Here is a 12,033-nt window from a genome sequence, read left to right as displayed (position 1 = left end):
CACACTGGCCCCATGGGCTACGAGGTGACGACCAGCGACGGCAGCAGCGAGGTGGTGGAGGGCGCCGACACCTACCAGCAGGAAGGGCCCCTCACGACGTTCTTCGCCACCGACTCGGCGCAGCGGGTGGTCAACGGCTGGAGCACAAGGTTGGCGAGCTACCGCACGACCGAGATCGCCCGCATCCGTCGGGTCGACCACCTCCGGGCCGCCGGACGAGTGGCCTGACCGTTCCCAGGGGGTCCCGGTCAGTCGGTGTCGTCGGTCTGGTCGAGGAGGTGCACGGCCTTCTCGACTGCCCGGCGGGCCCGGGTGAGGCGCTTCTCGTCGATGGGCAGCTCGTGTCCGCCGGCGTCGATGGACTCCCGCAGGCGGATGATGGCCAGGTCGGCCAGCTCCTCAGTGATCGCCTCGAGGCGTCTCTTGATGTCGTCGAACTCACCGGGCACGAGGGTCAACCTAGGCGAGCCGCGGGGGCGGGGCCGGGACGCGCCATCGGGGCCGTAGAGTGGCCGGCCCATGCCGACGAAGCCCCGCCCCCCAGCGGCACCCGAGGACCTCCACGAGTGGCTCTCCTTCGAGGACCCCACCGAGGACCGAACCTGGACGTTCGACCTCACCTTCCTGCTGAGCAGCTGGACGTGCATCTACGGGCGCGGGTGCCCCGGGATCGACGAGGACTCGGCTCCCGAGCTCGAGATCGGGTGCTGCACCCACGGTGCCTACTTCACCGACGACTCCGACCGGGACCGGGTCCGGGCGGCCGTCGAGCTCCTCACCGCCGACCAGTGGCAGCTGGCCGGGATCGGACGGCGCGACGGTGCGCTCGTCACCGACGATGACGGCTCCTGGATGACCGCGGTCCACGACGGCGCGTGCATCATGCTCAACCGTGCCGGGTTCCCCGGTGGGGCCGGGTGCGCGCTCCACCGTGCCGCCCTCGAGCGAGGCGAGCGGCCGCTCGACCTCAAGCCCGATGTGTGCTGGCAGGTGCCCGTCCGCCGGGTCGACAGCACCGACGAGGTGGGCCACGTCACCTCGACGGTCCGTGAGTGGAAGCGGCGGGACTGGGGTGAGGGCGGCGAGGACTTCCACTGGTGGTGCATCGAGGAGCCCGAGGCGTTCGTCGGTGAGGCGACCGTCCTCACGACCATGGCCGATGAGCTGGCGGTGCTGGTGGGCCAGGAGATCTACGACCTCCTGGTCGGCGCCGTGGCCGAGCGGCAGCGCACGGCCACCCTCGTGGCCCACCCGACCGTCAGACGGGGCTAGCGCCGCTCCGGGTTCCGGAAGGGTTGGAGCCAGGGCCACAGCTCGGGGAAGCTCGTCCGCCAGTCGTAGAGCGATCCACCCAGGCACCCGCGCTCGACGCATGCCCGCACCATCCCCTCCACGTCCGGCCCCGAGGCCCGGTCGGCGATGCCCCCGATGCTGTGGACCGGCGCGTGCGGCCGGCCGAGCGCGGCACGCATCCGGTCGATGTTCTCGGCGGTGTAGCGGTGGCCCTCCCGGTAGCCCGACGACTGCTTCCGGTCGGTCCAGTAGCTCATGGGGAGCCAGACGTCGTAGAGAGGCGCGAGCTCGGCCCAGGGGAAGTCCGGCCAGAACGCCGGGTTCACGACCTCCATCACCACCGGCGGGAAGGGGATGGCCCCGAGGCTCAGGTCGGGGAGGGCCGCCCGCAGCTCGGCACTGAGGGCGATGAGGCGACGGTTCCGCTCGGCGACATCACCGACCGCGCGTGACTCGATGTCGACCGCCACGGAGTCGACGTCGAGGCGGGACATCGCCAGTAGGCGCCTGAGGTCCGTCGCCGGGTCCTCGAAGGTCGGGAGGTACCAGGCGACCACAGCGAGGCCCCGCTCCCGGGCACGGGCGATGATCGGGAGGAGCCGCTCCGGCTCGAGGATGTCGTCAGGCGCGTCCCACTTCGAGGTCTGCACGTAGAGGGTTTGCACCCCCACCTCGACCATGCGGTCCACGTCTTCGATCTCGACCAGCGGGCCGTCCTTCCCGAAGGTCCGGCTCCAGTCGTAGACGTCGATCCAGGTCCCCAAGCCCACGTAGGCGTGCATTCCCGCCCGTCGATGCGCGGCGTCGTCGGCCGCTGCCGGTGGTGGCGGGGCGGTCGGAGGAGGAAGCGGAGGAGGAGGAGGCGGCGGAGGCGGGTCGGGCGCCTCGGGGATGGTGGGCTCGGGTGCCGCGGTGGCGGCCGCGTGGACAGCGACGGCGGTGGTCGTGGTCACCGGGGCCCGGCGAACGAGGGTGATGTCGGCGACCGGGGCCGCCGCGCACGCCGACGCGACGAGTGCCAGCACCCCCAGCCCCCACATGCTCCGCCGCCCCTGCACACGAAGGAGCATACGGGCCTGTTTCGGACCGGGTCCGTGGGCCCGGCGCTGCGCTCCTACTTCGTGGCCCGACGCCGGTCCTGCTCGCGCAGGCGGCGCTTGCGGATCCGGAGGTGGCCCGGCGTGATCTCGACCAGCTCGTCGTCGTCGATCAGCTCGATCGTGGTCTCGATGGTGAGCTCGCGGGGAGGCGTGAGCTTCACCGCGTCGTCGGCGGCGTGGGTGCGAATGTTGGTCTTCTGCTTCTCCCGCACGGCGTTGACGACCATGTCGCCCGCCTTGCTCGACTCGCCGATCACCATGCCCTCGTAGACGGCTTCGCCGGGGCCGACGAAGAGCTCGCCGCGCAGCTGGAGGTTGTCGAGTGCGTAGGCGGTGGTGACGCCGGTGCGGTCGGCGATCATGGCGCCACCGCGGCGCGTCGGGAGGTCGCCCACCCAGGGGACCCAGCCGCGGTGGCGGGTGTGGAGCAGGGCCGTGCCTCGTGTGGCGGTGAGGAGCTCCGATCGCAGTCCCAGGAGCCCGCGGGCGGGGGCCTCGAAGGTCACGACGGTGCGGCCTGGGTCACCGGGGCGCAGGTCGACGACGATGCCCTTCCGGGGTGCCAGCGACTGGGTCACCGTGCCCACGTGCTCCTCGGGCACATCGACCATGCCCTCCTCGAGGGGCTCATGGCGCTTGCCGTCGATGTCCTTGGTGATCACCTCGGGCCGGCTCACCTCGAGCTCGTAGCCCTCCCGACGCATCGACTCGATGAGCACGGCCAGCTGGAGCTCACCGCGACCGGCGACCTGGATGACGTCGGCCGACGCCGTGTCGTCGACGCGGATGGCGACGTTGCCGAGCACCTCCCGCGCCAGGCGCTCCCGGATGTGGCGAGAGGTGACGTAGGCGCCGTCCTTGCCGGACATCGGTGAGGTGTTGGGGCCGAAGGTCATGCGCAGGACGGGCTCGTCGACCGTGAGTCTCGGGAGCGGGTCGGGATCCGACGGGTCGGTCACGGTGTCGCCGATCTCGACCTCGGGGAACCCCGCCAGGACGAACAGGTCGCCGGCGACGAGCTCGTCAACGTCGGCCCGGCCCAGCCCCTCGACGCCCAGGAGCTTCGCCGGCTTGCGGGCGACCGGGGTCCCCTCGGACTTGACGATCGCCACCTGCCGGCCCGCCCGCATGGTTCCCCGCATGACCCGTCCGATGGCGAGGCGGCCCAGGTACTCCGACGCGTCGAGGTTGGTCACGAGGGCCTGGAGCGGTGCGTCGGGGTCGCCGATCGGGGCCGGGATGGTGCGGACGATGGCCTCGAGCAGGGCGCTGAGGTCGGCGTCGGGGGCGGGCATCCCGACCCCGGCCATGGTTCGACCCTCGCGAGCAATGGCGGAGATGACCGGGAAGTCGATGTGGTGGTCGGGCACCTCGAGGTCCAGGAACAGCTGGTAGACCTCGTCGAGGACCTCCTCCGGGCGGGCGTCCTGGCGGTCGACCTTGTTGAGGACCACCACGGCAGGGAGGTCGAGGGCCACGGCCTTGGAGAGCACGTAGCGCGTCTGAGGCAGAGGCCCCTCGGCGGCGTCGACGAGGAGGAGGACGCCGTCGACCATGGTCAGGGCCCGCTCGACCTCGCCACCGAAGTCGGCGTGCCCCGGGGTGTCGACGAGGTTGATCTTGATCCCGTTCCAGCGGACCGATGCGGTCTTGGCGAGGATCGTGATCCCCCGCTCCTTCTCCTGGTCGTTGGAGTCCATCACCCGCTCCACGAGCGCTTGGTGCTCGGCGAAGGTGCCGGTGGCGCGGAGGATCCCATCGACGAGGGTGGTCTTCCCGTGATCGACGTGGGCGACGAGGGCAACGTTGCGCAGCGGGACGGCCGGGCGGAGGAGATCGGAGGTGGGAACAGTCATTGACACAGCCGGTCGAGGCTACCGGGGTCGTGCCGAAGCCCCTCAATCTGGTAGCCCTTGGGGCCGTGCCGCGCCGACCACGCATCGTCCTCGACCGGCGCCAGCAGGGGCTGGTCCTCGCCGCGGTGGCAACGGGGGTCCTGGTCGGCCTGGTGGTGGCCGGGTTCGAGCGCCTCGCCGACGGCGTCGTCCTCCACCGGGTGCTCGACGCCCCCGTCTGGGTCCAGGCCGTCGCACCGGGGATCGGCCTGGTGCTCACCGTCGTGATCCTGCGCTTCGTCTCACGCGACACGAGCCCCGCCACCGCCGACGAGTACGTCAAGAGCTTCCACGACCGCCGGCCCCTCTCGCTCCGCCCGGTCCCGGGCCGTCTCCTCGCCGGTGTCGCCACCGTGGGCTCCGGTGGCGCCCTGGGGCTCGAGGGTCCGTCGATCTACGCCGGCGCGGCCATCGGCAGCGGCATGCAGCGACGCCTCGCCGGGATCTTCCGGCGCGACGACGCAAAGGTGCTGATGGTCTGCGGCGCGGCCGCTGGGGTCGCGGCCATCTTCAAAGCGCCGGCCACCGGCGTGATCTTTGCCCTCGAGGTGCCCTACACCGACGATGTCGCCCGCCGGGCTCTCATCCCCGCCCTGGTGGCGTCGGCCGCCAGCTACCTCACCTTCGTGACGCTGGTGGGGGCCACCCCCCTCTTCTCCCTGCGCGACACCGGGGAGAGCACCCAGTTCAACCTCGCCGACCTCGGCGGGGCGCTGGCACTCGGGATCCTCGCCGGTGTCCTCGCCCGGGGCTTCGCCGGCCTGGTCCACCAGGCAAAGCGCATCGCCTCCGAACGTCCCCTCCTGGTCCGGCTGCCGGTGGGTGCGGTGGTGCTGGGCGGCCTCGTCGTGGTCGCTCAGGCGGTGTTCGAGGCGCCGCTGACCCTCGGCCCCGGCTACGACGTCTTCCGCTGGGTCGCCAGCCCGGACCGGACCCTGGTGCTGATCGCGCTCCTCTTCGCCCTGCGTGGCGTCGCCACCCTCACCACCCTCGCCGCCGGCGGGACGGGGGGGCTCTTCATCCCGCTCGCCGTCCAGGGCATGCTGCTCGGCCGCTTCGTGGCCGGGGTGGTGGGCAGCGCCTCGACCCTCTTCCCCGTCATCGGCCTGGCCGCCTTCCTCGGCGCCGGCTACCGCACCCCCATCGCCTCGGTGATGTTCGTGGCGGAGACGACCGGGCGCGCCCTCTACGTCGTCCCCGCCCTGGTGGCCGCTGCCGCCTCGCAGCTCCTGATTGGCCGGGCCACGGTGTCGTCAGGCCAGCAGTCGGTCCGCTCCGGGCACCTCGAGCGTCGGTTCCGCCTCCCCATCAGCACCGCCTTGTCGACCGACGTGCTCACCGTCCCCCCCGACGCATCGGCCGCCGAGCTGGTCTGGACCCACGTGGTGGCCCGGCGCGAGCGCGCGGTCCCGGTGGTGGACGAGGCGACCTATCTCGGCATGGCCCGCATCGAGGAGGTCTCCGAGCTCGACCGCTCGACATGGGAGACCACCCCGGTCACCGAGGTCATGCGCACCGACCTGCCCCTCGCCGACCCGTCGTGGACGCTGCGCGACGCCGTCGTCGCCATGGAAGCGGCCGATGTCGACCGTCTCGCAGTCGCCGACGCCCGAGGCACCTTCGTGGGCGTGGTCCTGCTCGCCGAGATCGTGAAGCTCGACGAGATCCTCGACGAGACCGGGGGATAGGCCTCGGCGGAGCCGAGTCCGCTGAACCACCACGAGGCTGCGACGAGTAGCGGGTGGCGCCGACGGAAGGGGCCCGCCGAGCGGAGCGAGGTGGGAAGGGATCCCGTCGGTGACAGGCCCCGCTACTCGTCCTCGTCGGCCGAGAGCTCGTCGTGGAGGCACCAGCCCGCGTGGGGATCGCCGGGGTCGGCCCCACACTCGGGGCACTCCTCGAGCTGAACGAAGCCGACGTCACCGAGCTGGAGCTCGCTGGATGTGTGCTTCACGGCGCGCGCTTCCTCGTAGCGCCGATGGCGGCCCTTCTTGACCACGAGCTCTCCCGAAACGAAGTCGTCAGAACGTCCTTGCAGCCTACCGCGTCCCAGCGGCGTCGCCGCACCGGGTAGAGCAGCCGCCGGACCGCCGTACGATGCCCGCCATGGGCGCCCCCTGGTGGCAGACAGCGGTGATCTACCAGATCTACCCGCGTTCCTTCGCCGACACGACCGGCGACGGCATCGGCGACCTGGAGGGGATCCGCCGCCGCCTCGACCACCTGGCGTGGCTCGGGGTGGACGCCATCTGGCTCTCCCCGTTCTTCCCCTCGCCCATGGCCGACTTCGGCTACGACGTCGCCGACCACTGCGACGTCGACCCGGTGTTCGGCACCCTCGGCGACTTCGACCGGCTCCTCGCCGACGCCCACGAGCGCGACATCAAGGTGGTGATCGACTGGGTTCCCAACCACACCAGCGACCAGCACCCGTGGTTCGTCGAGTCCCGATCCGCCCGGGACGCCCCCAAGCGGGGCTGGTACGTCTGGCGCGACGGCACCCCCGACACCCCGCCGAACGGCTGGCGCGCCGCCTTCACGGGCGAGAGCACCTGGGTGCGCGACGACGACGGCCAGCTGCGCCCCCGGCTGCTCGACGACCCCGTCGGCATCGAGGCCAGCGCGTGGACCTGGGACGACGCCACCGAGCAGTGGTACCTGCACCTCTTCCTCCCCGAGCAGCCTGACCTCGAGTGGCGCAACCCCGAGGTCGTGGCGGCGATGCACGACACGCTGCGGTTCTGGCTCGACCGGGGTGTCGACGGCTTCCGCGCCGACGTGGTCCATGCCATTGGCAAGGACCCCGACGCTGGCCCGGACGCCGCCGCGAGCGGCCTCACCTCGCCGGAGTCCGACACGAGCGAGTGGGAGCAGACCCACGAGATCCTCCGGGGGCTGCGCACGCTCCTCGACTCCTACGACGGCGACCGGATGATGGTGGGTGAGGTCTTCCTCCTCGACACCGCCAAGGTGGCCAGGTACTACGGCGACGGCGACGAGCTCCACCTCTGCTTCAACTTCCCCCCGCTCTTCACCCGCTGGGCGGCGCCGCGCTGGCGGGGCCGGATCCTCGACGTGGAGGAGCACATGGGTTCGGTCGGCGGGTGGCCGACCTGGGTGCTCTCCAACCACGACAACCCCCGGCACCGCTCGCGCTACGGCACCGAGGCGAGAGCCCGCGCCGCTGCCGTCCTGCTCCTCGGGCTCCGGGGCACCACCTTCCTCTACGCCGGTGAGGAGCTCGGTCTCGAGGATGCCGAGGTCCCGCCGGACCGCGTCGTCGACCCCGGTGGCCGCGACGGGTGCCGGGCACCGATCCCCTGGGACCGCGACGGCCTCCATGGTTGGGCGGCGGAGCCGTGGCTCCCCTGGCCGCCGGATGCCGCCGATCACAGCCTCGAAGCGCTCCTCGCCGACGCCGCCTCGATGCCCCACCTCTACCGTCGCCTCCTCGCCGCCCGGCGCTCGAGCCCGGCGCTGCAGCTCGGCAGCATCGAGCTCGTCGATGCCCCCGACGGGGTGCTCGCCTGGCACCGCCGGCACGGCGACGACGAGCGCCTGGTGGTGGTCAGCTTCACCGCCGCGCCAGTCGACCTCGACCTGGGCGGTGCGTGGGTGATCGAGGTCGCCAGCGACGGGGCGGGTGAGGGTGGCCGGTGGGCCGGCACCCTGGCGCCCGACCAGGCCGTCGTCCTCCATCACCCCGAATGAGCTGAGGCGACGCACGCTGCGTCTCGGCTAGAGCCAGTCCGCCTCAGGGACGGGGAGGTCGATGGTGACCGCCTTGCCCGACCGGCGCTCCAGCGCCAGGCCCCCCTTGCCGTCGAAGGCCAGGGCGAACTCACCCCCGACGAGGCTGCGGATCGGGGCGCCGAGCAGCTCACCCCGCCATCCCGTGGCCAGCCGGGCGTCAGGGTCGTCGGCGAGGAAGGCCGACAGATCGGAGCGGGTGGCAAGCAGGGTGGTGTCGATGCGCAGCTCTCGGCTGATCTGGCTGATCCACGCCGAGACCAGGGCGACGGCGGGCCGCAGGTCGCGGTCGACCTCGTCACGCTTCGGACGGCGCAGCTCGCTGGCGTCGAGCTCCGTCCCGGCGCGCACCGCCTCGAGCAGCTCTTCGCCGGTCCGGCCCTTGGCATGGCGTTCGTCGAGGCCTCGCACCTTTCGGAGCTGGGCTGGGTCGCGCGGCGGGTTGTTGGCGATGCCGATGACCGCCAGGTCGGGCAGGACGAACCGGGGCGGCTGGTCGACGGCAGCCGCCCGGCGCTCCCTCCAGGCGGCGACGGCCTGCGCCACCCCCCGGGCGGTGCCGCGGAGGCTGCGGCTCTCCTTCAGGCGCAGCCACGCGGCGTCGGGCTCGGGCGGACCCCACCCGCGGGACCGGAGCTCCTCGCACTCCTCCTCCGCCCAATCCAGGCGTCCGGTCGCCTCGAGCTCCCGACGGAGGATGTCGGCGAGCTCGAGGAGGTGGAGAACGTCGGATGCCGCGTAGGTCAGCTGGTCGCCGCTCAGGGGACGCCGGAGCCAGTCGGTCAGTCGGTTGCCCTTGGGAAGGTGGACGTCGAGGACCCGGTCGACGATGGCGCTGAGCGACGGCGTCGAGAACCCGAGGAATCCCGACGCCAGCTGGGTGTCGAACAGCCGGGAGGGCACGGTGCCGCAGGCCCGCTGGAAGACCTCGAGGTCCTGGGTGCAGGCATGCATGACCGCCAGGCCGGGGCCCTCGAAGACGTCGGCCAGGGGCTCGATGTCGACGGCGAGGGGATCGATGAGGGCGCACCCGCCAGGCCAGGCGATCTGCACGAGCGCCACCTTCGGGAAGTAGGTGCGCTCCCGGTGGAACTCCGTGTCGACGGCGTAGGCCTCCACGCCGTCGAGGGCGTCGACCACCTCGTCGAGGCCGCGGTCGTCGACCACGAGGCGGTGCGCGTCCCCGGCCGGCATGCTCAGCCGGCCTCGGGACCCGTCGCCACGGGGTGGCCCTCGTCGATCCAGGCCAGGGTCCCGCCCACCACGTTGGTCGCGCGGTGCCCGGCACCGTTGAGGACCACGACCGCGGCGGCGCTGCGGCCGCCACTACGGCAGACCACGTAGACGTCGACGTCGGCGGGCACCTCGGCCCGCCGGTCGGGGAGCTGGTCGAGCGGGATGAGGGTGGCTCCCGGGACGTGGACCTCCTCGTACTCGTCGGGTTGGCGCACGTCGAGGATCCAGGCATCGCCATGGCGGTCGGCCAGCTCGGCGACGCTGATCTCGGGGATCGGGTTCGTCTCGCTCATGGCGACAGTCTGGCCCGACCTCAGGGCGTCAGGCGTTTTTGCCCTCCCACGCCGCCAGCTCGTCGGGGGTGTTGACCCCAGTGAGGCTCCGGGGGTCGAGGCCCTCGACCTCGGCCACCGGGAGGCGCAGCAGGGCTCGGCGTGGCGCGCGCTCCCCTGCGGCGAAGGCCACCTCCAAGGGGCCGAGGGCGTCGAGGCGCCACGCGGCGTGGAGCACCTCGCGGCGGCCGCCGGCAGTCACCGGCACCGCTGCCAGGGCACGGGGATGATCGAGCAGGGTCTCGACGACGGCCGTCACCGCATCGGGGTCGGCGGCGGGGAGGTCGCACGCCAGGACGACCACCACCGGGGCGCCGCCGTGGCGCAGGGCGGTGATGATGCCGCCGAGCGGGCCCTCTCCGGGATGGTCGTCGCTGACGTGTTCCGCGCCCGGCAGGGAGCTCGGCACCGGACCGCCGATGACGAGCACCCGGCCGGCGCCGGCAGCGACGAGTGCCTCGACGGCCAACGACGCGAGCGCCCGCCCGTCGACTCGGATCGTCGCCTTGTCGCGCCCCATCCGCCGGCTGCGCCCGCCGGCGAGGACGGCGCCGACGAAGCGCGCCCCATCGGTCATGAACCCTCGCGGATGCGGCGGAGGTCGGCCAGGTCGTCGGCGTCGAAGTCCCGCGGCGGTCCCCCGGTGAGGATGGTGTCGATCAGGCTCGACTCGACCGCCCAGTACATGACCGACCGACGGTTGGACGAGTGTCCGGGGTGGTCGGGGTCGGCGCGACCCGTGTCGAGGAAGAGGTCGACAAGACCCAAGAGGTGCCCCAGCTCGTGGACCGCGACCGCTTCCTCCACGCCGGGACGGCCACGGATCTCGTCCGGGAACACCGCCGCCAGATCACCCCGGACGGCCACGCCGAGGGCAGACCCGGGAGTGTGGCCACCGTCGAACGACCCCTGCAGCCACAGCAGGCGGATCACGGCCACGCCGTCGCCCTGGGGGATGCGGGCCGCGGCGTCGCCGGCGCCCCGAACCTGATCAGCCGTCCAGGACTGCCGGTCACCGACGACCTCGCCCCCGCTGAGCGACACCGGCTTCCCGCTCACCTCGCCAAGCTCCCGGGTGAGCCGGTCGAGGGTGACCTGCTGAGGGCGGGCGCTGCCCTGGGTGAGCACCTCGACCACCAGGCGCGTCGCCGGCTGGGGCCGGAGCAGGACGGCGGCGTAGGTCCCCGGTGGCCCGCTCGAGTCGAACTCCGTCGCCGAAGGCGGGGGCGGGTCCTCGGCGCGTGGGGCCGTGGTCTGGGGTGAGGGGGTAGCGGTGGGGCTCGGAGCGGGTGGGGCGGCGGCGCCGTCGTCGCCGGTGGGCGCCGCGGGGGCACCGGGGGCGCCGTCGACGACCTCCGGCGGCGCGTCCTCGGCCGCGACCGAGGTGCCGTCGCCCACCGCCTCGCCGCCGGCATCGCGCGCTCCCCCGTCTGCGCACGCGCCAGCCAGCAGCACGAGCACCAGCCAGGTCGCGAGGCGGCGGCGAGTGGTCACCGGTCCATCCTGGCCGACGACGGCCGGCGATCGCGTTCGGTCAGCGCCGCAGGGAAGGGTCGAGCTGGTCGACGAAGTGGGCGCATCGCTCCGCCTCGTCGTGCTCGCCGATGGCGGCGGCCATCGCCTGGAGTCCCTGCAGGGCCCGCAGGAAGCCCCGGTTGGTCTCGTGCTCCCAGCGCACGTAGCCCGATCCCCGCCATCCCGACTGGCGGAGACGGTCGAGGCCTCGGTGATACCCCACCCGGAAGCAGGCGTACGACTCGACCTCGTCCCGTCCGAGCTCACCGAGGCGTGCCCAGCCGTCGAGGAACCGTGGGTGCCGGGCGACCACTGCGGAGACCGCCGCCCGTCGCTCGTCGTCGGGTCGGGCGAGAGCCTCGACCAGCCCCGACAGGGCCTCGGCGGGCTCGGGGTCGAGGACCGTCTCGGGCGGCCCGGAGGGCGTGAGGTTGACGGGGGTCTGGTCGGACATGGGCCCACCCTACGGCGGGCGCTCCATCCCCATCCACGCCCGGCCCGTCCCTCTACGCTCCGGCGAATGCTCCCCGAATCCCTCGACGCCGACACCATCAAGGGGCTCGCCCTCGGCACCATCGTGATCCTCGGTGTGGCGGCTGTCGTGGTCATACGCTTCGTGACCAAGGCGGTGCTGCGGCTGGTGATCGTGGCCGTCCTCTTCGTGGTTGGCGCGGGGATCTGGAGCCAACGAGCCACGCTGTCGGACTGCGCCGAGCGTGCCCGGTCCACCCCGGGGCCGGTGACGTGCGAGCTCTTCGGTGTCGAGGTGCAGGTCCGCGACTGACAGCGGCTGGTCGCGGCTCGGCCCTCGGCTACGACGTCAACTTCTGCGGAGACGCCGGCTCAACCGGCAGTATGGGCGCGTGACGAACAAGCGGTGGTGGCGTGAGTGGGGTGGCGTTCCTACCGTTC

General features: G+C 72.6%; 14 protein-coding genes. 5 read left to right on the top strand and 9 right to left on the bottom strand.

Features of this window, described 5'->3' with window-relative positions; translation table 11 throughout:
• Window positions 1–12: 12 nt before the first annotated feature.
• Window positions 13–228: a hypothetical protein gene (locus VMN58_04945; GenBank protein ID HUF32542.1), complete on the top strand. Its 216-nt coding sequence runs from the start codon at window positions 13–15 to the stop codon at window positions 226–228.
• 20 nt (window positions 229–248) lie between these two features.
• Here the strand turns inward: VMN58_04945 and VMN58_04940 are convergent, their stop codons facing one another.
• Entirely contained in the window at window positions 249–449 is a 201-nt protein-coding gene (locus tag VMN58_04940; protein ID HUF32541.1) for a hypothetical protein, read from the bottom strand.
• Between the two features lie 70 nt (window positions 450–519).
• Here VMN58_04940 and VMN58_04935 point away from each other — a divergent pair, with 70 nt between their 5' ends.
• Entirely contained in the window at window positions 520–1,272 is a 753-nt protein-coding gene (locus tag VMN58_04935; GenBank protein HUF32540.1) for a hypothetical protein, read from the top strand.
• On the opposite strand, the gene VMN58_04930 is transcribed toward VMN58_04935, so the two are convergent.
• Entirely contained in the window at window positions 1,269–2,333 is a 1,065-nt protein-coding gene (locus VMN58_04930; GenBank protein HUF32539.1) for a hypothetical protein, read from the bottom strand. The genes VMN58_04935 and VMN58_04930 overlap by 4 nt on opposite strands.
• Window positions 2,334–2,407: 74 nt before the next feature.
• The gene (gene typA, locus VMN58_04925; protein HUF32538.1) at window positions 2,408–4,249 is read right to left on the bottom strand and encodes a translational GTPase TypA; all 1,842 of its coding nucleotides are present in this window, start codon (window positions 4,247–4,249) and stop codon (window positions 2,408–2,410) included.
• A 65-nt stretch (window positions 4,250–4,314) separates the two neighbouring features.
• On the opposite strand from typA, the gene VMN58_04920 reads away from it, so the two are divergent.
• On the top strand, window positions 4,315–5,976 hold the full coding sequence (locus tag VMN58_04920) for a chloride channel protein (GenBank protein ID HUF32537.1): 1,662 nt from the start codon (window positions 4,315–4,317) through the stop codon (window positions 5,974–5,976).
• Window positions 5,977–6,098: 122 nt separating this feature from the next.
• Here VMN58_04920 and VMN58_04915 read toward each other — a convergent pair whose 3' ends face one another.
• The gene (locus tag VMN58_04915) at window positions 6,099–6,242 is read right to left on the bottom strand and encodes a hypothetical protein (GenBank protein ID HUF32536.1); all 144 of its coding nucleotides are present in this window, start codon (window positions 6,240–6,242) and stop codon (window positions 6,099–6,101) included.
• A 152-nt stretch (window positions 6,243–6,394) separates the two neighbouring features.
• Between VMN58_04915 and VMN58_04910 the strand changes: the two genes are divergently transcribed.
• Complete coding sequence (locus VMN58_04910) at window positions 6,395–7,999, top strand: alpha-amylase family glycosyl hydrolase (GenBank protein ID HUF32535.1); 1,605 nt, start codon at window positions 6,395–6,397, stop codon at window positions 7,997–7,999.
• Between the two features lie 27 nt (window positions 8,000–8,026).
• Here the strand turns inward: VMN58_04910 and VMN58_04905 are convergent, their stop codons facing one another.
• The 5 genes from VMN58_04905 to VMN58_04885 are packed head-to-tail and all read right to left on the bottom strand — an operon-like array spanning window position 8,027 to window position 11,575.
• The gene (locus tag VMN58_04905) at window positions 8,027–9,232 is read right to left on the bottom strand and encodes a ribonuclease D (GenBank protein ID HUF32534.1); all 1,206 of its coding nucleotides are present in this window, start codon (window positions 9,230–9,232) and stop codon (window positions 8,027–8,029) included.
• Between the two features lie 2 nt (window positions 9,233–9,234).
• A complete protein-coding gene (locus VMN58_04900; GenBank protein HUF32533.1) occupies window positions 9,235–9,567 on the bottom strand; it encodes a rhodanese-like domain-containing protein in 333 nt (110 codons plus the stop codon).
• 28 nt (window positions 9,568–9,595) lie between these two features.
• Window positions 9,596–10,183: a molybdenum cofactor guanylyltransferase gene (locus VMN58_04895; protein ID HUF32532.1), complete on the bottom strand. Its 588-nt coding sequence runs from the start codon at window positions 10,181–10,183 to the stop codon at window positions 9,596–9,598.
• Window positions 10,180–11,100, bottom strand: coding sequence for a hypothetical protein (locus VMN58_04890; protein ID HUF32531.1), 921 nt, complete (start codon window positions 11,098–11,100; stop codon window positions 10,180–10,182). Before VMN58_04890 ends, VMN58_04895 begins: the two co-directional genes overlap by 4 nt.
• Window positions 11,101–11,140: 40 nt before the next feature.
• Entirely contained in the window at window positions 11,141–11,575 is a 435-nt protein-coding gene (locus VMN58_04885) for a DUF3151 family protein (protein ID HUF32530.1), read from the bottom strand.
• A 66-nt stretch (window positions 11,576–11,641) separates the two neighbouring features.
• Between VMN58_04885 and VMN58_04880 the strand changes: the two genes are divergently transcribed.
• Entirely contained in the window at window positions 11,642–11,905 is a 264-nt protein-coding gene (locus tag VMN58_04880; protein HUF32529.1) for a hypothetical protein, read from the top strand.
• Window positions 11,906–12,033 lie beyond the last annotated feature (128 nt).

The organism is Acidimicrobiales bacterium, assembly GCA_035512495.1.
Classification (GTDB): Bacteria; Actinomycetota; Acidimicrobiia; order Acidimicrobiales; family CADCSY01; genus DATKDW01.
The sequence above is the reverse complement of the archived record's forward strand: the minus strand, read 5'-3'. Positions and strand labels throughout refer to the sequence as shown.

Coding starts and splice junctions, on each gene's coding strand:
- VMN58_04885 (HUF32530.1), bottom strand. CDS start 11,575: ATGTCCGACCAGACCCCCGTCAACCTCACGCCCTCCGGGCCGCCCGAG.
- VMN58_04895 (HUF32532.1), bottom strand. CDS start 10,183: ATGACCGATGGGGCGCGCTTCGTCGGCGCCGTCCTCGCCGGCGGGCGC.
- VMN58_04930 (HUF32539.1), bottom strand. CDS start 2,333: ATGTGGGGGCTGGGGGTGCTGGCACTCGTCGCGTCGGCGTGCGCGGCG.
- VMN58_04880 (HUF32529.1), top strand. CDS start 11,642: ATGCTCCCCGAATCCCTCGACGCCGACACCATCAAGGGGCTCGCCCTC.
- VMN58_04910 (HUF32535.1), top strand. CDS start 6,395: ATGGGCGCCCCCTGGTGGCAGACAGCGGTGATCTACCAGATCTACCCG.
- VMN58_04900 (HUF32533.1), bottom strand. CDS start 9,567: ATGAGCGAGACGAACCCGATCCCCGAGATCAGCGTCGCCGAGCTGGCC.
- VMN58_04905 (HUF32534.1), bottom strand. CDS start 9,232: ATGCCGGCCGGGGACGCGCACCGCCTCGTGGTCGACGACCGCGGCCTC.
- VMN58_04935 (HUF32540.1), top strand. CDS start 520: ATGCCGACGAAGCCCCGCCCCCCAGCGGCACCCGAGGACCTCCACGAG.
- typA (HUF32538.1), bottom strand. CDS start 4,249: ATGACTGTTCCCACCTCCGATCTCCTCCGCCCGGCCGTCCCGCTGCGC.
- VMN58_04945 (HUF32542.1), top strand. CDS start 13: ATGGGCTACGAGGTGACGACCAGCGACGGCAGCAGCGAGGTGGTGGAG.